The organism is Aliiroseovarius sp. D2-2 (assembly GCF_055809455.1).
This window is the reverse complement of record NZ_CM147913.1, coordinates 2,383,798-2,403,224: the sequence shown is the minus strand read 5'-3', so window position 1 is coordinate 2,403,224 and position 19,427 is coordinate 2,383,798. Positions and strand designations below refer to the sequence as shown.

15 protein-coding genes are annotated in these 19,427 nt (G+C 57.2%); 13 read left to right on the top strand and 2 right to left on the bottom strand.

What is annotated here, in order from left to right; genetic code table 11:
• Nucleotides 1–52 precede the first annotated feature (52 nt).
• The 10 genes from AC0L6A_RS11845 to AC0L6A_RS11800 all read left to right on the top strand — a co-directional run bounded on the left by AC0L6A_RS11845 (nucleotide 53) and on the right by AC0L6A_RS11800 (nucleotide 11,307).
• Nucleotides 53–967: a carbohydrate ABC transporter permease gene (locus tag AC0L6A_RS11845; RefSeq protein WP_473290257.1), complete on the top strand. Its 915-nt coding sequence runs from the start codon at nucleotides 53–55 to the stop codon at nucleotides 965–967.
• A 4-nt stretch (nucleotides 968–971) separates the two neighbouring features.
• Nucleotides 972–1,820, top strand: coding sequence for a carbohydrate ABC transporter permease (locus tag AC0L6A_RS11840; RefSeq protein ID WP_473290255.1), 849 nt, complete (start codon nucleotides 972–974; stop codon nucleotides 1,818–1,820).
• Nucleotides 1,817–3,160 (top strand): alpha-galactosidase, encoded by a 1,344-nt coding sequence (gene melA / locus AC0L6A_RS11835; protein WP_473290253.1) that lies wholly within the window; start codon nucleotides 1,817–1,819, stop codon nucleotides 3,158–3,160. Before AC0L6A_RS11840 ends, melA begins: the two co-directional genes overlap by 4 nt.
• Entirely contained in the window at nucleotides 3,157–4,866 is a 1,710-nt protein-coding gene (locus AC0L6A_RS11830) for an IlvD/Edd family dehydratase (protein WP_473290251.1), read from the top strand. The genes melA and AC0L6A_RS11830 overlap by 4 nt, the downstream gene beginning before the upstream one ends.
• Nucleotides 4,866–5,633: an SDR family NAD(P)-dependent oxidoreductase gene (locus AC0L6A_RS11825; RefSeq protein ID WP_473290249.1), complete on the top strand. Its 768-nt coding sequence runs from the start codon at nucleotides 4,866–4,868 to the stop codon at nucleotides 5,631–5,633. The genes AC0L6A_RS11830 and AC0L6A_RS11825 overlap by 1 nt, the downstream gene beginning before the upstream one ends.
• A 5-nt stretch (nucleotides 5,634–5,638) precedes the next feature.
• Entirely contained in the window at nucleotides 5,639–6,544 is a 906-nt protein-coding gene (locus tag AC0L6A_RS11820) for a 2-dehydro-3-deoxygalactonokinase (protein ID WP_473290247.1), read from the top strand.
• Nucleotides 6,541–7,146, top strand: coding sequence for a 2-dehydro-3-deoxy-6-phosphogalactonate aldolase (locus tag AC0L6A_RS11815; protein ID WP_473290245.1), 606 nt, complete (start codon nucleotides 6,541–6,543; stop codon nucleotides 7,144–7,146). The genes AC0L6A_RS11820 and AC0L6A_RS11815 overlap by 4 nt, the downstream gene beginning before the upstream one ends.
• Nucleotides 7,143–7,988: an SMP-30/gluconolactonase/LRE family protein gene (locus AC0L6A_RS11810; RefSeq protein ID WP_473290243.1), complete on the top strand. Its 846-nt coding sequence runs from the start codon at nucleotides 7,143–7,145 to the stop codon at nucleotides 7,986–7,988. The genes AC0L6A_RS11815 and AC0L6A_RS11810 overlap by 4 nt, the downstream gene beginning before the upstream one ends.
• Nucleotides 7,989–7,995: 7 nt before the next feature.
• On the top strand, nucleotides 7,996–9,897 hold the full coding sequence (locus AC0L6A_RS11805; protein WP_473290241.1) for a beta-galactosidase: 1,902 nt from the start codon (nucleotides 7,996–7,998) through the stop codon (nucleotides 9,895–9,897).
• A gap of 159 nt (nucleotides 9,898–10,056) precedes the next feature.
• Nucleotides 10,057–11,307 carry an imelysin family protein gene (locus AC0L6A_RS11800; RefSeq protein ID WP_473290239.1) on the top strand — a complete coding sequence of 417 codons (1,251 nt, stop codon included), beginning with the start codon at nucleotides 10,057–10,059 and terminating at the stop codon, nucleotides 11,305–11,307.
• 55 nt (nucleotides 11,308–11,362) lie between these two features.
• Here AC0L6A_RS11800 and AC0L6A_RS11795 read toward each other — a convergent pair whose 3' ends face one another.
• Nucleotides 11,363–12,472, bottom strand: a complete 1,110-nt coding sequence (locus tag AC0L6A_RS11795) for a CaiB/BaiF CoA transferase family protein (protein WP_473290237.1) — start codon at nucleotides 12,470–12,472, stop codon at nucleotides 11,363–11,365.
• Between the two features lie 8 nt (nucleotides 12,473–12,480).
• The gene (locus tag AC0L6A_RS11790) at nucleotides 12,481–13,062 is read right to left on the bottom strand and encodes a cupin domain-containing protein (RefSeq protein WP_473290235.1); all 582 of its coding nucleotides are present in this window, start codon (nucleotides 13,060–13,062) and stop codon (nucleotides 12,481–12,483) included.
• Nucleotides 13,063–13,197: 135 nt separating this feature from the next.
• Between AC0L6A_RS11790 and gabT the strand changes: the two genes are divergently transcribed.
• The 3 genes from gabT to AC0L6A_RS11775 all read left to right on the top strand — a co-directional run bounded on the left by gabT (nucleotide 13,198) and on the right by AC0L6A_RS11775 (nucleotide 19,411).
• Nucleotides 13,198–14,493 carry a 4-aminobutyrate--2-oxoglutarate transaminase gene (gene gabT / locus AC0L6A_RS11785; RefSeq protein ID WP_473290233.1) on the top strand — a complete coding sequence of 432 codons (1,296 nt, stop codon included), beginning with the start codon at nucleotides 13,198–13,200 and terminating at the stop codon, nucleotides 14,491–14,493.
• A 3-nt stretch (nucleotides 14,494–14,496) separates the two neighbouring features.
• Entirely contained in the window at nucleotides 14,497–15,708 is a 1,212-nt protein-coding gene (locus AC0L6A_RS11780) for an acyl-CoA dehydrogenase (protein ID WP_473290231.1), read from the top strand.
• A gap of 112 nt (nucleotides 15,709–15,820) precedes the next feature.
• Entirely contained in the window at nucleotides 15,821–19,411 is a 3,591-nt protein-coding gene (locus AC0L6A_RS11775) for a hydantoinase B/oxoprolinase family protein (protein ID WP_473290229.1), read from the top strand.
• Nucleotides 19,412–19,427: the final 16 nt, after the last annotated feature.

Below are 19,427 nucleotides of genomic sequence, written 5' to 3'. Positions count from 1 at the left end.
ATCGGTAAGCCATGAACGGGCTTTCCCATGACGTGTCCAAAGGAGGAGCGAAATGACCACCGCACATGCAGAAATGGGCTGGGTCCGGCGCAACCGGATGACCATAACGCCATTACTCTTCCTTTTGCCGGGCATCCTATTTTTCTCGGTTTACGTGATCATCCCAATTCTGCAGAGCTTCAACATCTCGCTCTATGAATGGGACGGGTTGGGCGAAGCCACGTATGTTGGTCTTGGCAACTATCAAGAACTTGTCGGCGACCGCGCCTTCGAAATCTCACTTTGGAACAATGTTAAATGGTTGGCGCTCTATCTGCTGGCTATTCCTGCTGGCCTGTTCATCGCGTTGTTTTTGAACCAGACGATTGTGGGGATTCGGCTATACAAGTCGCTCTTTTTCTTCCCATTTGTGCTGAGCCAGGTGGTCGTGGGTCTGGTTTTCTCATGGTTTTACCTGCCCAATGTCGGATTGTTTGACATCATCACTGGATGGTTCGGCGTCGATGTGCGTGGGGGAATATTGGGCAACCCGAATACGGCCACATATGGCATTATTGCCGCGGGTCTTTGGCCTCAGACCGCCTACTGCATGATCTTGTACCTCACCGGTTTGAACGCGGTGGACCCTGAACAGATCGAGGCCGGGCGTCTGGACGGTGCTAAAGGATGGCGCATGCTCTGGCACGTAATCCTACCACAGCTGAAACCAGCCACGTTCATCGCCTTTGTGGTGACAATCATCGGCGCGCTTCGGTCGTTTGACCTCATCTCGATTATGACCAATGGCGGCCCGTTTGGATCTACGCGTGTGCTCAGCTTCTACATGTTCGAAAAAGCGCTTTCGGAATACGGGTTCCGGATGGGTTATGGCTCGGCCATCGCGGTTGTTTTGTTCCTGATTATGCTCGTCTTCATCGGCTACTTCCTGTGGTCGATGTACAAAGACGAAAAAGCGGCGCGGAGGTAAGACGATGTTTCCAACACCTATCGAAAAACGTTCCCGTGGCACACAAATCACCTATCAAGCTCTGGTGCCCTTTGCGTTGATCATGTGGCTTTTGCCTTTGCTGGCCGTGGCGCTTTTCTCGGTTCGACCCTTGGCGGATTTCACGAATGGCAACTACTGGGGCATGCCCAGTTCGTTCGAGTTTTTCACCAACTACGGCAAGGTGTTTTTCGAAAGCGATATGCCACGCTACATGTTGAACTCGGTCCTGATCACGGTGCCGACGGTGATCGGTGCGGTGGCTCTGTCTTGCATGACTGGGTTCGCACTGGGCATTTATCGCTTCCGGGGCAACATACTGATCTTTTTCATGTTCATTGCGGGTAACTTTGTCCCGTTCCAGATTCTGATGGTGCCGGTTCGCGACCTGACAGTATCTGCTGGATTATACGATACCAAACTGGGTCTGGTCTTGTTCCATATCGCGTTTCAAACTGGGTTCTGCACGCTTTTCATGCGCAACTTCATCCGCGCGCTACCGTTTGAACTGATCGAGGCTGCGCGCGTTGAAGGCATCGCAGAATGGCGCATCTTCTGGTACATCGTGCTGCCCTTGATGAAGCCCGCAATTGCAGCGCTGTCGGTTCTGATTTTCACCTTCATCTGGAACGACTATTTCTGGGCCATCGTGCTGACCCAAGGGCCAGACGCACAGCCGGTGACCGCTGGCATCACGTCCTTCAACTCGCAATTCGTGGCGCAGTACCACCTGATGAGCGCGGGCAGCATCGTTGCGGCTCTGCCGCCGGTAGCCATGTTCTTCTTGATGCAACGTCACTTCATTGCTGGTCTCACACTCGGAGCTGTTAAATGACGAAACTGACCTTCATTGGTGCTGGCTCAACGATCTTCATGAAGAACATCGTGGGCGACATGCTGCATTTCGAAGCGCTGAAAGACGCCAAGATTGCACTGATGGATATCGACCCCATTCGGCTGGCGGAAAGCGAGCTGGTGGCGGAAAAGATGATCGCCACGATGGGCACAGGCGCAAAGGTCGAAACGTATACCGATCAGCGTCGCGCGTTAGAAGGCGCTGATTTCGTCGTCACTGCCTTTCAGATCGGCGGCTATGATCCCTGCACGATCACTGACTTTGAACTGCCCAAGCAATATGGGTTGCGGCAGACCATCGCCGACACATTGGGCATTGGCGGTATTATGCGCGGGCTTCGCACAGTGCCACATCTTTGGTCAGTTGCGCGCGATATGGAGGCTGTCTGCCCTGACGCGCTGCTGATGCAGTACGTAAACCCAATGGCGATCAACACATGGGCGCTGGCTGAGCGGTTCCCGCATATTAAGCAGGTGGGACTTTGCCATTCGGTGCAAAACACGGTTCAGGAACTGGCCCACGATTTGAACATGGCGCAGGCAGACATTCGTTACAAAGTTGCGGGCGTGAATCATGTGGCGTTTTTCCTTCGGCTTGAAGATGCCACGGGCAAAAACCTCTATCCCACTCTACGCGACGGCTATCGATCTGGTGCCTTGCCAAAACCACCGCTTCTCATGCCACGGTGTGGCAATAAGGTGCGCTATGAGGTGATGGAGCAACTGGGTTACTTCTGCACCGAAAGTTCCGAGCATTTCGCGGAATACGTCCCGTGGTTCATCAAGGACGGGCGCGACGATCTAATTGCCGAGTTCGGTATTCCTCTGGATGAGTACCCGAAGCGCTGCATTGAACAACAAGCCGAGTGGAAAGAGCAGGCGGCATCTCTGAATTCCGCAGCCAGCATCGACGTGCACAAGAGCCACGAATTTGCGGCCGAGATGATGAACGCAATCGTCATAGGCCAGCCCTATACGGCCTATGGCAACTTGCCCAACACTGGGCAAATCCCTCAGCTGCCTATGGGGGCAGCAGTCGAAACCCCCTGCCTTGTTGATATGAATGGCGTCCAGCCCAGCGTGGTCACCGACATCCCGCCGCAACTGATTGCGTTGATGCGCACACAAATCAACGTGCAGGAGTTGACGGTTCGGGCGCTGCTGGATGAAAATCCAGAACATATCTATCACGCCGCGATGATGGATCCTCATACCGCTGCCGAACTGGACCTGCGCCAGATCCGGTCATTGGTCAGCGATCTGCTGGCCGCGCATGGTGATTGGATCCCCGAGTGGGCACGCGTAAGGAAAGCCGCATGAGCAAGGAAAGACGGAACCGGAGTTGGTATGGGATGCTCGACAAGGACGGGTTCATTCGCCGGTCCTGGATGAAGAACCAAGGCTTCCCGGATCATGCTTTTGATGGCCGCCCGGTAATTGGCATTTGCAACACCTGGTCGGAACTAACCCCCTGCAACTCAGGCCTGCGCGAGCTGGCCGAGGGCGTGAAACGTGGCGTGTGGGAGGCTGGCGGCTTCCCCGTCGAGTTCCCGGTCATGTCGCTGGGCGAAACCCAGATGAAGCCAACGGCGATGCTGTTTCGCAATCTGCTGGCTATGGATGTCGAGGAATCGATCCGCGCCTATGGCATGGATGGCGTCGTCCTTTTGGGCGGCTGTGACAAAACCACACCGGGACAGTTGATGGGCGCGGCCTCGGTCGATTTGCCGTCGATAGTCGTGTCTGCAGGCCCGATGCTGAACGGCAAGTGGAAAGGGCGCGATCTGGGATCGGGCACCGATGTGCGCAAGTTCGCGATGGATGTAAAAGCGGGCGATATGAGCCTGAAGGATTTCATGGCCACCGAAAGCGGGATGTCGCGGTCCAAAGGTGTGTGCATGACGATGGGTACAGCGTCCACCATGTCGTCGCTGTCCGAAGCAATGGGCTTGTCGCTGCCGATGAATGGATCGCTTCCTGCTGTTGACGCCCGCCGCATGGCCTTGGCGCATATGACCGGAAAACGGATCGTAGAAATGGTTGAAGAAGACCTGAAACTGTCTGACGTTCTGACCAAAGACAGCTTTGAGAACGCAATCCTGACAAACGCCGCGCTTGGCGGTTCGACCAACGCCGTCGTGCACCTTCTGGCGCTGGCCGGCCGTGTCGGCATTGACTTGACCATGGATGACTTCGAGATTGGGGGCGAGATTCCCCTTCTTGTGAACTGCATGCCATCGGGAAAATACCTGATGGAGGATTTCTGCTATGCGGGCGGCGTGCCTGTTGTGCTGAAGGAATTAGAGCACAAGCTGCGGTCCGCCAACACGGTGATGGGCAAGGATATCTCGCATTATTATGGCGAGGCTGAGTGTTATAATCGCGACGTGATTTATGCCTATGACGCACCGCTCAAACCTGCGGCGGGCCTACGTGTCCTGCGCGGTAATCTTGCGCCCAACGGGGCCATCGTAAAGCCTTCGGCCGCATCAGATCATCTACTGGAGCATGAAGGCGAGGCCTATGTTTTTGAAACCATCGAAGAGCTGAAGGCCAATATCGACCGCGATAACCTTCCGGTGGACGAAAACACCATTCTGGTATTGAAGAACTGCGGGCCGAAAGGCTATCCAGGCATGCCCGAAGTGGGCGATATGCCTGTGCCCGCGAAGCTGGTGAAAAAGGGCGTGCGTGACATTGTGCGCGTGTCGGATGCCCGCATGTCGGGCACCGCTTTCGGAACCGTCGTTTTGCACGTCGCGCCCGAAGCCACTGCAGGGGGTCCGTTGGCTTTGGTCAAGACCGGTGACCGTATCAAAGTGTCCGCCAGCCAAGGCATTTTGGAACTGCTTGTAGATCACGCCGAGATGGACAAGCGGCGCGCAGCCTGGACCGCGCCCGAACCGCATTACACCCGTGGTTATGCCAAGATGTATGTCGATCACGTTCTGCAAGCTGACAAAGGCGCAGACCTTGATTTCCTTGTCGGCAAAGACACCCGACCCGTGACACGAGAGAGCCACTGATGAGCATCGCAACATTTCACGACCTCGACGGTGCGTCCGTCTTTATTACCGGTGGCGGATCGGGCATTGGCGCTGCGCTGACCGAAGGGTTCCTTCGTCAGGGCGCGAAGGTGGGTTTCGTTGGGCGCTCGGACGCATCTGCGTTTGTCGATCAGATGGAAGCTGAAACCGGGAACCGCCCCCAATTTGTTCAGTGCGACATCACCGACATTCCCGCATTAAAAGCGGCGATGGCAAAATGCGCAGAGGTGAACGGCCCGATCACAACACTGGTGAACAACGCTGCGAATGATCAGCGCCACACGACTGAGGAAGTGACCGAAGAGTTTTGGGACTGGGCGCAAGCGATCAACCTGAAAGCCTATTTCTTTGCCTGTCAGGCCGCGATTGACGGGATGCGCGCAGCTGGTGGCGGCGCAATCATCAACTTCACCTCGATCAGCTACATGATGGGGAACACCGGGTATCCGGCGTACACGACTGCGAATAGCGGCATCAATGGCATGACCCGGTCTTTGGCACGCGAATTTGGCCCTGACAAAATCCGCGTGAACGCGCTGGCCCCGGGATGGGTTCTGACACAGAAACAACTCGGTATGTGGGCCAATCCAGAAGCGCTTGCTGCACATTTAGAGCGTCAGTGCCTGAAGGAACATCTTGACCCCGAGGACATCGTGTCCTCGACCCTGTTCCTTGCATCGAAAGCAAGTCGAATGATCACAGGTCAAGCGCTGGTCGTCGATGGGGGCGTGGCCGTAACAGGATGAAGCGAATGGGACAGACACCTGACTGGATCGCCGTAGATTGGGGCACGACGCATATGCGAGCGTGGCTCATGTCGAATGACGGAACCGTGCTGGACCGTCGCGCTAGCAACAAAGGCATGGGCTGCCTGTCCCAAGATCAGTTTGAGCCCGCGTTGGACAATCTGCTATCTGACGTGCTTTCCAATGCCCCTTTACCAGTTATCGTTTGCGGAATGGCCGGATCCCGACAGGGTTGGGCTGAAGCGCCCTATGTCGCTGTACCGTGCATTCCCCCCGGAAGTTCCCTTGCCACGCATGTAGACGCTGCCAATTGGAATGTGCGCATTCTTCCCGGCGTGAAACAGTCCAACCCCGCGGATGTTATGCGCGGAGAAGAGACGCAGATCGCGGGCTTCCTTGCCGGTGAGCCCGATTTTGACGGCATTCTATGTCTGCCCGGCACGCATAATAAGTGGGTTCATATCAGTGCGGGTGAGATTGTCAGCTTCCGCACCTTCATGACCGGCGAAATTTTCGCGCTGCTGGCCACACAATCGGTGCTGCGCCATTCGGTTGACACGGATGACTGGGATGAATCCGCATTTGCCGACGCCTTGTCCGATACCTTGTCGCGGCCGGCTGACCTTGCGGCCAAGCTCTTTACCCTGCGGGCGGAAAGTCTGCTGAATGATATGCCCGCCGCTAAGGTTAAGTCGCGCATGTCCGCCCTTCTGATTGGGTCTGAACTGGCAGCGGCGAAGCCCTATTGGCTGGGGCAGCAGGTGGTCATTTTGGGCGAAGGGCAGGTTGCCCGCGCCTATGAAACAGCCCTGAACATTCAAGCAGCTATGGTGCGCTGCGTGAATGCTGAAAACATGACCCTGGTTGGGTTATCTGCCGCCTTTGAAGAATTGAAAGAGACACAGACATGAGCCGCGAAATCATCGCCATCTTGCGCGGCATTCAGCCGGATGAATCCGTCGATATTCTGAACGCATTGATAGATGCGGGCATCACCAAAATCGAGGTTCCGTTAAATTCGCCCGATCCGTTCGACAGTATTGAACGCATGGTGAAGGCGGCAGGAGATCGCGCGCTTGTCGGGGCCGGGACCGTGCTGGATGTGAACGCCGTCGCGCGGCTTGCTTCGATTGGCGCTCAGATGGTCGTGTCGCCTGATGCGAACCCCGACGTGATCGCGGCGACTAAAGCCAATGACATGTTGTCTTACCCCGGTGTTTTCACTCCGACCGAGGCATTTTCGGCCCTGCGCTTTGGCGCGGACGGGTTGAAGTTCTTCCCCGCCTTCAAACTCGGATTGGACGGGTTCAAAGCGCTATCCGCTGTTCTGCCCAGAGAGACGAACACTTATGCTGTTGGCGGCGTCGGCCCTGCGGATTTCGAAGACTGGCTGAGCGCCGGTATCACCGGTTTTGGGCTGGGATCGAACATCTACAAGCCTGGCTATTCAGCCGAGAAGGTTGGTGCGCTGGCTACCCAGATCGTGGCGGCATATGACGCGGCGACCTCATGACGGCGCGGGTCTTTTCAGACACCAAATGCACCCTTGGCGAAGGGGCGTTCTGGCATCCTAAGCGCGAACAGTTCTTTTGGTTCGACATCCTTGGCAAACGTCTTTTGACGCGCACGGGCAATGACGAAAAGGTGTGGGCATTTGACGAATGCGTGTCCGCTGCAGGCTGGGCGGACTACGACACGCTAATCATGGCCAGTGCATCAGCGCTGTGGCGGTTTAGGATTGAGACGGGCAAATGTGAAAAGATTGTAGATCTTGAAGCCGACAACCCCAGCACTCGCTCGAATGACGGGCGTGCTGACCCACAGGGCGGGTTCTGGATCGGGACGATGGGATACTGTGCAGAGCCCGGGGCAGGTGCGATCTATCGCTTCTATCGGGGCGAATTGCGCAAGCTTTTCGACAAGATCACAATCTCCAATGCGATCTGTTTCACGCCTGACGGGGACACCGCTTACTTCACAGACACTAAAGATGGTCGCGTAATGCGCGTCGCGCTGGATGACGAGGGCTGGCCCTCATCTGAACCGCAAGTCTTTCTTGACCTGCGCGATCAAGATTTCGGTGCAGATGGCGCTGTGGTCGACGCCCTAGGGAACTTCTGGAATGCCCAATGGGGCGCGTCCCGCGTGGCCTGCTATGCCCACGACGGCACGTTGATCATGACGCACGCGGTGCCGACTCCTCAAGTGTCCTGCCCTTGCTTCGGTGGCGCTGATCTGAGCACTCTTTTCGTGACCACAGCCGCCGATGGTCTGATAGGCGACGACATGGCGGGCAAGACCTTTGCCATCTACACCAATGCAACCGGCCAACCCGAACACAAGGTAATTCTTTGAGGGACATATGAAACGCACGCTAGGAACATGCTATTACCCAGAGCATTGGGCCGAGGAGATGTGGGCGGAGGACGCCCGACGTATGGTTCAAGCAGGCCTGACATGGGTTCGGATCGGCGAGTTTTCGTGGTCGCGTCTGGAACCTTCGCCTGGAGAATTTCTTTGGGACTGGCTGGATCGCGCCATCGATGTGCTGGGCAAGGCCGGGTTGAAGGTCGTACTGGGGACGCCCACGGCCACACCTCCGCGCTGGATGATCGACAAACACCCGGACATGTTGGCAGTGGATGCAGATGGAAACCCACGCAAGTTCGGCTCAAGGCGGCATTACTGCTTCAGCCATCTGGGATACCGCGAGGAAAGCCGCCGCATCACCAGTTTGATGGCCGAACGCTATGGAAAGAACCCGTATGTGGCTGCGTGGCAAACCGACAATGAGTATGGGTGCCATGACACGACGATTTCCTATTCAAACGCCGCCAAGCACGGGTTTCGGAATTGGCTGGACGATCGTTATGGCGACATCGACGCGCTGAATACAGCGTGGGGCAACATCTTCTGGTCGATGGAGTATCGCAGCTTCGTTGATATCGACTTGCCCAACCTGACTGTAACCGATCCCAACCCCGCCCATGTACAGGATTTCCGCCGCTACAGTTCGGACATGGTGGTTGCGTTCAACCGGGTTCAAGTCGACGAAATTAAGGCGCATTCCGACGCGCCGATCTCTCACAACTATATGGGTCGGATCACCGATTTCGACCATTTCGACGTTGGTGCGGATCTGGAAATCGCGACATGGGACAGTTACCCACTGGGCTTTCTTGAGGATCGCGTAGGAGCCGACGATGCCCACAAGCGCGCCTACGCCCGTCAGGGTGACCCTGATTTTCAGGCCTTCCACCATGACCTTTACCGTGCAGTAGGTCGCGGACGTTGGTGGGTAATGGAACAGCAACCCGGCCCGGTGAACTGGGCGCCATATAACCCATCGCCCCTGCCAGGCATGGTCCGTCTTTGGACATGGGAGGCGTTTGCCCATGGGGCCGAGGCTGTGTGCTATTTCCGCTGGCGTCAGGCACATTTCGCGCAAGAGCAATTGCATGCGGGCCTGTTGCGGCCGGACAGCAAAGATGCCCCAGCCATGGCTGAGGCACAGAAAGTCGCCCAAGAGCTGGCCGACGCGCCCGACGTCCAGTCCGCGCAGGCCCCGGTTGCGCTGGTTTTTGACTACGATGCCGACTGGGCTTGGGCGACGCAACCGCATGGCGCGGGGCTTAGCTATTTCGGCTTGGTCTTTGACCACTATAAAGCACTCCGACGCGCAGGCCTGACGATCGATGTCGTGTCGTCTAATCAGCCAGATTTCTCGGGCTATGAATTGATTATGGTGCCGGGGATGATGCACCTGCCCGAGGGGCTGCGCGTGGCGCTCGCTGAAACCAGTGGCCATGTTTGCTATGGTCCGCGTACCGGTGCGCGAGACGCAGGTTTTCAGATCCCAGTGCCACTTCCACCGGCGATTAACGGTCTGAACGTGACGGTTTCACGGCTTGAAAGCCTCCGCCCGGATATGCCGATCTCGTTAGAGGGCGGTGGCGCTGTGATGGGCTATCTGGAAGAGCTTGAAGGCACCGCGCCCGTTTTGATGTCAACAGATCAAGGCGTGCCTGTTCTGGTCGGCGGGGCAGGGCAGGCCTATTGCGGCGCATGGCTGGATGCAGACGGTTTGGATCGTCTTGTCGCGCTACTGGCTGAACACTCTGGGTTGGAAATACGTGTGTTGCCCGAAGGCATACGCACCCGCCGAACCGCGACAGAAGAGTTTTGGTTCAACCACACAACTGAGCGTGCGGAAACGCCAGTCGGTACCCTGCCGTCTGCAGGCGTCCTGCGGCGCACCTTGTGACAATTTCAAAACGCGCAACGTTGCCAGATGGTATTTGAACTTGCTGACAGCGCCATTGTTTGTAACAGGAATGTAAATCCGACAAAAATAATAAGATAAGGGTTTACCTGATAAAAAGACTCCGTTATTTCGTGGGCAACCAACAACTTCGAGGTTCCCATGATCCGCAATTTCTTTTTGACCACCTGCGCCGCAAGCTTGACCGCCGCTGCCGTGTTTGCCGCAACTCCCGAGGACGTCGTCCAGAACTACGCCAACATTGCACAAGCTGGATATGAAGACAGCCTGACCACTGCCAAATTCCTGAAAGCTGCCGTAGACGCCCTTGTTGCCGCGCCAAACGATGCAACTTTGGAAGCTGCCAAAGAGGCTTGGCTTGCCGCGCGCATTCCGTATCAGCAGACCGAGGCGTTCCGCTTCGGCAATCCAACCGTTGATGCTTGGGAAGGTAAGGTCAACGCATGGCCGCTGGACGAGGGGCTGATTGACTACATAGCCTCGGACTTCGGAGCGAATGATGAAAACCCGTTTTCGACTGCAAACCTTGTCGCAAACGCAAAGCTGAACGCGGGCGGTGCGATGATTGACGCATCAACGATCACCCCTGATCTTCTTGAGAGCCTGCATGAGGTTGAGGGCATCGAGGCGAATGTGGCCACCGGCTATCACGCGATCGAGTTTTTGCTGTGGGGACAGGACCTGTCCGGCACAGATCACGGTGCTGGCAACCGCCCAGCCTCTGACTTCGATACGGCAAACTGTACAGGCGACAATTGTGATCGCCGGGCACAGTACCTGATTGCTGCGACGGACCTGCTGATTTCGGATCTTGAAGATGCTGTGGCCAACTGGTCCGATGGCGGGCAGGGGCGCTCTGATGTTTCTGTTGATGCCTCAAAAGGTGTTACAATGGCGTTCACAGGCCTTGGTTCACTGTCGTATGGTGAACAGGCGGGCGAGCGTATGAAGCTGGGCCTGTTGCTCAATGACCCGGAAGAAGAGCATGATTGCTTTTCTGACAACACCCACAACTCGCACTATTATGACGGATTGGGCATGCGCAATGTCTATACGGGGCGATATGTCCGGGTGGATGGAACCGTGGTTGAGGGCGCGTCGCTTTATGATCTTGTGAAGGCCGCTGATGGCAATTTAGCTGACAACCTTCTGGGTGACATGAACGCCACGATGATTGCGCTCAGCGATATCCGAACCGCTGCGGAGGCGGGCACATCCTATGACCAGATGCTGGCTGCGGGCCATGCGGGCGGTGCGCTGGTTCAAAACGCGATCGACCGTCTGGTGGACCAAACGCGCAACATCGAACGTGCTGTTGCAGCCGTTGGGAGTGACGAGATCGCAGTTGAGGGGTCCGACAGCTTGGACAACCCGACCGCCGTGTTCGAATAGGCTTTCATCACAGCAATACTGAAAGGGCAGGCGCTGTTGCCTGCCCTTTTTGTTTCTACTTCTTCTGGGGCAGCTTTGGTGCGGATTTCTCCAACTTCAGCTCAGCATCCGAGAATACCCATGGCCCGCGCACACCCGACACGCCTTCAGGGCTGATCTTCATGCCGCGATGCTGGATTTGCGGGTTCTGAAAGGTCTGTTCCATTGTATTGATCGGGCCTGCCGGCACGGTGGCGTCTTCAAGTGCTGCAAGGATGTCCTGCATGCTCCAGTCGGACAGGCTGTCTTCGATGGCGGGGGTTAGCGCATCGCGGTTGGCCACGCGGTCCGAGTTGGTGCCAAAGCGGGCATCTTTCGTCAAATCCTCGCGCCCGATCACCGTGCAAAACCGTTGAAACTGTCCGTCATTGCCCACGGCGAGGATAATGTGACCGTCTTTCACCGGGCAGACCTGATAAGGCGTGATATTTGGGTGTGCATTGCCCAAACGGTTAGGGCTTTGCCCCGTGGCCAGATAGTTCATCGCTTGATTGGCCATAAGAGCGGTGGCGCAGTCCAAAAGGCTCATGTCTACATGCTGACCGCGCCCAGTGCGGTGGCGCTGTTCCACGGCGGCTAGAATGCCGATCGTGCCGTAAAGCCCTGTCACAATATCAGTGATTGCGACACCAACTTTCTGTGGCTGTCCGTCTGGGTCGCCTGTCACCGACATTAGGCCCGATAAGCCTTGAAGCAGAAAATCATAACCCGCCCGTTTGGCCCACGGGCCATCCTGCCCAAACCCTGTGACCGAGCAGTAGATCAGCCGCGGGTTCAGCTTCGACAAGCTGTCGTAATCCAGCCCGTACTTTGCAAGCCCGCCAACCTTGAAGTTCTCGATCAGGATATCCGCATCCTTGATCAGATCGCGCACGGCGGCTTGGCCTTCGGGTGTGCGGAAATCGGCGGTGATCACGTCTTTGCCCCTGTTGGCGCAATAGTAATAGGCCGCAGTTTTGTCGCCCTCGCGTTCGATAAAGGGCGGGCCCCACGCGCGGGTATCGTCGCCGGTTTCAGCCTCGACCTTCACCACGTCGGCGCCAAGATCGGCCAGCGATTGTCCGATCCAAGGGCCGGCCAAGATGCGGGCGAGTTCGACGACTTTTAGTCCTTCAAGCGGATGCATGAGTTCTCCTAGAGATAAGGCGGTGTGCAAGCGGACACGACGCGGGTCGGTCGGTCCGAGATGTTGCGAAAGCGATGTGGCGCGCGTGAATTAAACAAAAATGCGTCACCCGCTTTCAAAACGCGGGTCTCGGCTCCGACAGTGATTTCCAGCTCGCCTTCGATGACGATACCACCCTCATTGGCTTCGTGTTCGATCATCGTCTCACCGGTATCGGCGCCGGGTTCATAGAATTCCTGCAAGACCTGAAGGCCATGTGCCTTGGCATCCCCAACCTGACGGATCGAGATCATGCGCTGGGCGGCTTCATTGTCCTGATACAGAGCTGACGTCAGGTCGCGAAGCTCGCTGGGGGTGAAGAAAACTTGCTGCGTGCTGGGGGCTTCGGGTTCAAAAAATTCGGACATGGACATCTGCAATCCGCCCAAAATCTTGCGCAAGCTGGCGACAGAGGGCGAAGAGTGGTTCCTTTCGATCATCGAGATCTGGCCATGGGGCACACCTGCAGCTTCGGCCAATTGCCTTTGAGACAAGCCAAATTGCTGCCTTAGCTCTTTCAGGCGTGTGCCAACGTCAAACTCATCTTGCATCCTGAACCCCTTTCCCGGTGATCGCATTTGGACCCGGTGAGTCTCGTCTTTCGCATATCTTGCGCAAAATTTTGATAGCATTGCTCAGAATTTTGCGCAATATGGCATGGAATCAAATTCTGACAGGGGGTTCGCATGTCGAATACTGACGCTCTCAAATCCCGCCGCGCTGACGCCGTGGCAAATGGTGTTGCCACCCGTGGCATCTATGCTGCGCGCGCCGAAAACGCCGAGCTGTGGGACGTGGATGGCAAACGCTTCATCGACTTTGCGGCAGGCATCGCGGTGAACAACACAGGCCATCGCCATCCGAAAGTGATGGCCGCAGTTGCCCAACAGGCCGAGGCCTTCACTCACACCTGTTTCCACGTTGCCCCCTATGAGGGTTATGTGTCGCTGGCCGAGCGTCTGAACGCCGCCACCCCGGGCGATTTCACCAAGAAAACGATGCTGGTCACCACCGGTGCAGAAGCAGTTGAGAACGCGGTCAAAATGGCGCGCGCTTTCACGGGTCGTTCAGGCGTGATTGCTTTTTCCGGCGCCTTCCATGGCCGCACGCTGATGGGCATGGCGCTATGCGGCAAGGTGAACCCCTATAAGAAGGCCTTCGGCGCGATGCCGCCCGAAGTGCTGCACGCGCCATTCCCGAACGCCTTCCACGGCGTGTCGGTCGAACAGTCGCTGGCCGTATTGGACAATATGCTGAAAAGCTCGATCGATCCCGAGCGTGTGGCCGCGATGATCATCGAGCCGGTGCAGGGTGAGGGGGGCTTCAACATCGCTCCAACTGAATTCCTGAAGGCCATCCGCGCCATTTGTGACGAACACGGCATCATCCTGATTGCCGACGAGGTTCAGGCAGGCATCGCACGCACAGGCAAAATGTTTGCCTTTGATCATGCTGGTGTCGCCGCCGACTTGGTGACCATGGCCAAGGGTCTTGCGGGCGGCTTCCCTCTGTCCGCTGTCACAGGCCGGGCCGAGATCGTCGATGCAGCCCCCGCAGGCGGTATCGGTGGCACCTATGCCGGTAACCCATTGGCGGTCGCTGCCTCGCACGCCGTATTGGATGTGATCGACGAGGAAAAACTGTGTGATCGCGCCACCGAGATCGGTGAAAAGATCAACGCTCGTCTGACCGACATTGCATCCCGCCAAGGCATGGAAGCCATTGGCGACGTGCGTGGTCTGGGCGCGATGGTGGCCTTTGAACTGGTCACGGATCGCGATAGCAATGCACCGGATGCCGCATTGACCATGGCCATCGTGGCCGAGGCCGAGGCGCGTGGATTGATCATCCTGCCTTGTGGCACCCGAGGCAATGCAGTTCGCCTGCTGCCGCCCCTGACTGTTCCGGCTGATCAGCTGGACGAAGCCCTTGATATCCTGGAGGCTTCCATCGAAGCTGCCATCAACGCGAAAGGAGCCTGAGACATGGCCGATCTTGCCCCTCAATCCCGCCCTGAACTGTCCAGTTTCAACTGGGAAGATCCCTTCCTTCTGGAAGATCAGCTGAACGAAGATGAGCGCATGGTGCGCGATGCGGCTCAGGCCTATTGCGCCGAGAAGCTCGCCCCACGCGTGACCGAAGCCTATGCGACCGAAACCACAGACCCTGCGATCTTTGCCGAAATGGGCGAAATGGGTCTTCTGGGCACCACGATCCCCGAAGAATACGGCGGCATCGGCGCAGGCTATGTCACCTATGGCCTAGTTGCCCGCGAAGTAGAGCGGATCGACAGTGGTTATCGTTCGATGATGTCGGTGCAATCCTCACTGGTCATGTACCCGATCTACGCCTACGGCACTGAAGAACAGCGTATGAAATACCTGCCGAAACTGGCGTCGGGCGAATGGATCGGCTGCTTTGGTCTGACCGAACCTGATGCGGGATCTGATCCCGGCTCGATGAAGACTGTGGCCAAGAAAGTGGATGGCGGCTACGTGCTGTCAGGCTCGAAAATGTGGATTTCGAACGCGCCCATCGCGGACGTCTTCGTTGTCTGGGCCAAGTCCGAAGCCCACGGCGGCAAGATCAAAGGCTTCGTGCTTGAGAAAGGCATGAAAGGCCTTTCTGCGCCGAAGATTGAAAACAAGGCCAGCTTGCGTGCATCCATCACCGGCGAGATCGTCATGGATGGGGTCGAAGTCTCGGAAGACGCGCTGTTGCCCAATGTTGAAGGCCTGAAAGGTCCGTTTGGCTGTCTGAACCGCGCACGTTTTGGCATCGCATGGGGCGCTATGGGGGCTGCTGAAGCCTGCTGGCACTCTGCCCGTCAATATGGTCTGGATCGCAAGCAGTTCGGGAAACCCTTGGCGCAGACGCAGTTGTTCCAGCTGAAACTGGCCAATATGCAAACCGAAATTTCGCTGGGACTTCAGGCCGCATTGCGCGTTGGCCGTTTGATGGATGAAGCGAAAGCTGCGCCTGAAATGGTTTCGGTCATCAAGCGCAACAACTGCGGCAAAGCGCTTGAGATCGCGCGTCATGCCCGTGATATGCATGGCGGCAACGGTATCTCGCTTGAGTTTAACGTGATCCGTCACATGGTGAACCTTGAAACGGTGAACACCTATGAAGGTACTCATGACGTGCATGCGTTGATCTTGGGCCGTGCGCAAACGGGTCTGCAGGCGTTCTTCTGATCGCTGGATCATCCAACAACTGGGGCGTCCCGCGGGGCGCCCTTTTTCGTCTGCCCGATTGACATTTTAGGGTCCATGCCTGACCTCTATCTGACAGATCAGGGAGACATGCATGTCGGACGGCAAATGGGAATTCTGGGTGGATCGTGGTGGCACATTCACCGACATCGTGGCGCGTGATCCTGACGGAGGCCTGCAAAGCCACAAGCTGCTAAGCGAAAACCCAGAACGCTACCGCGATGCGGCCGTGCAAGGTATCCGAGAGCTTCTTGATCTTGGTGCGGATCAGGCCATTCCGAACGGGGCAATCGCTTCGGTCAAAATGGGAACCACCGTGGCCACAAATGCGCTTTTGGAGCGGAAGGGCGATGACACGCTTCTTCTGATCACCAAGGGCTTCAAGGATCTTCTGCGCATTGGGTACCAAACACGTCCGCGATTGTTCGATCTGCATATCAAACGCCCCGATCTGCTTTATGCGGCGGTCGAGGAAGTGGACGAGCGGCTTGATGCAGATGGGAGTGTTCTGACCGCTGTTGATGAAGACGCTGTGCGGGTGCTGTTGCAACGCCACTTTGATGCGGGCATCCGGGGCGTCGCCATCGCCTTGCTGCATGGCTATCTGAACCCGGCACATGAAGCACAAGTGGCCCAAATCGCACGAGAGATTGGCTATACTCAGGTGTCAGAAAGCCACGCGGTCTCGCGTCTGTCCAAACTGGTCAGCCGGGGCGATACGACGGTGGTGGACGCCTATCTGTCCCCGATCCTGCGCCGCTATGTCGAACAGGTTGCGGGTGCGCTGGACATCGGCACGGCCTGCGATCGGCTTTTGTTTATGCAGTCGAATGGCGGCCTGACCGATGCGGCGATGTTTCAGGGTAAAGATGCGATCCTGTCTGGGCCTGCGGGCGGGATTGTCGGAATGGTCAAGACGGGCGAAGTCGCTGGGTATGATCACCTAATCGGGTTCGACATGGGCGGCACATCGACCGATGTCAGCCACTATGCGGGCAGTTATGAACGCAGTTTTGAGACCGAGGTTGCTGGCGTCCGTATGCGCGCGCCAATGATGGACATTCACACGGTTGCGGCTGGGGGTGGCTCGATCTGTCAGTTCCGTGATGGGCGCTTTCAGGTGGGTCCGGAAAGTGCAGGGGCCAATCCAGGACCTGCTGCCTACCGACGCGGTGGGCCGCTGACGGTCACCGATTGCAATGTGATGTTGGGGCGGCTTCAACCCGCCCATTTCCCACATGTTTTTGGACCTGATGGAGATTTACCGTTGGACCATGAGGTCGTGCGCCAAAAGTTCGAAACCATGGCCCAAGAGATCGCGACCGAGACCGGCCAAACGGCCCAATCGGCCGAGGATGTGGCCCGTGGCTTCCTGCGCATTGCGGTCGACAACATGGCCAACGCGATCAAAAAGATTAGCGTCGAGCGCGGCCATGACGTGACCCGATATGTGTTGCAATGCTTCGGCGGGGCAGGCGGGCAGCATGCCTGTTTGGTGGCGGATGCTCTGGGCATGAAGAAGGTGTTTCTGCACCCTTTCGCGGGCGTTTTGTCGGCCTACGGTATGGGCTTGGCCGAGATCCGCGCGCTGCGTCAGGAACAGTTCGACGCGTCGCTTGACGCAAAAGGTGAAGCCGCTTCTCGGTTGCAGATCTTGGCCGCAGATGCACAGGCCGAGGTTGCCAAACAGGGCGTCACGGACATCCAGATCGAACGCATCGCGCACCTGCGCTATGACGGCTCACATCAGGCGCTTGAAGTGCCGTTTGGCGATGCCGCCCAGATGCGGGCAGATTTTGAAGCGGCTCATGAGACACGCTTTGGCTTCCACTCGCCCGAACGCGCAATCTTGTTTGAGGTGCTGGCGGTCGAAGCCATTGGAACATCTGGCGAAGCACCGCGAGGCCATGCCACAGGTGGCGATGATCAGCCCGACGATCGCGTGCAGATTTGCACCGAAGATGGGTGGCAAAATGTGCCGCTATATGATCGCGCGAACCTGTCGGCAGAGGCCCGGATTTCTGGCCCAGCGATCATTCGCGAATCCACGGGCACCAACATGATCGAACCGGGGTGGCAGGCAGGTCAGGATGCTCATGGAAATCTGATCCTTGAACGTGTTTCCGAACTTGCCCGCTCTCATGCGGCGGGAACGAATGTGGACCCGGTTCTGCTTGAGGTGTTCAACAACCTGTTCATGTCAGTTGCCGATCAGATGGGGGCGACGCTGGCCAATACCTCGTGGTCTGTGAATATCAAAGAGCGGCTCGATTTTTCCTGCGCGATCTTTGATGTTCAGGGCGATCTGGTGGCCAACGCGCCGCATGTGCCAGTGCATTTGGGGTCAATGTCCGACAGCATCCGAACCGTGATGCGTGACAACGCAGGCCATGTGAAGCCGGGTGATGCGTTTGTTCTGAACAGCCCCTTCAACGGTGGGACCCACCTGCCGGACGTGACCGTTGTGACGCCGGTTTTCGCGGGCGACAGCATCGCCTTCTGGCTGGGCTCGCGTGGGCACCATGCCGACATTGGCGGGCGCACACCGGGCTCTGGTCCGCCTGACAGCACCCATATCGAGCATGAAGGTGTGTTGATCGAAAACACACGTCTGGTCGCTGAAGGTCAGTTGCAGGAAGACGACATGCGGGCCCTTCTGGCGTCGGGCAAATATCCGTGTCGTAACATCGATCAGAACATGGCTGATCTGAAGGCACAGGTGGCGGCCAATGAAACCGGACGCCAGGCCCTTTTGGGGGTCGTGGATCGCTATGGTCTGGATGTTGTGCAGGCCTATATGGGCCACGTTCAGGAAAATGCCGAAGAAAGCGTACGCCGCGTGATTGATCGTCTGCGGGACGGGGCTTTCACCTACCCGATGGATGGCGGGTCTGAAATTCAGGTGACTGTAAAAGTCGACAAAGCAACACGTTCGGCCACGGTCGATTTCACGGGCACGTCAGACCAGCAGACAGGCAATTACAATGCTCCGCTGTCGATCAGCCGCGCCGTGGTGCTTTATGTATTCCGTACGCTTGTCGGGGCGGAGATTCCGCTGAATGAGGGCTGCCTTGCGCCGCTAAACATCATTGTGCCAGAGGGATCGATGCTGAACCCGCGCTACCCGGCAGCGGTGATTTCCGGCAATACCGAAGTCAGTCAGGCCGCCTGCAATGCGCTTTATGGCGCGCTTGATGTGATTGCAGGCTCGCAAGGCACCATGAACAATTTCATTTGGGGCAATGAGGACTTCCAGAATTACGAGACCATCGCGGGTGGCACTGGCGCGGGGCCGGGTTTTGATGGGTGCGATGGCGTGCAAAGCCATATGACCAACACCCGCATGACCGACCCTGAAATCCTTGAGAAACGGTTCCCCGTGCGGCTTGAGGCCTTCACCTTACGCAAAGGTTCAGGCGGGGCAGGGCAGTGGCGCGGCGGGGATGGCGTCATCCGCAGACTTCGCTTTTTGAAGCCCGTGACAGTCACCACGCTTAGCTCACATCGCGTTGTGCCGCCCTTTGGGAAAGAGAGTGGCGCACCGGGAACGGTCGGTGTGAACACGGCTGAGAAAGAAGATGGTACCCGCATTCCGATGCCGGGAAACGGAGAAGTTGCGCTTAGTCCGGGCGATCTGTTTGAAATGTGCACCCCGGGTGGCGGTGGCTGGGGGAAGCCGGACTAACAACGCCATGAATTGA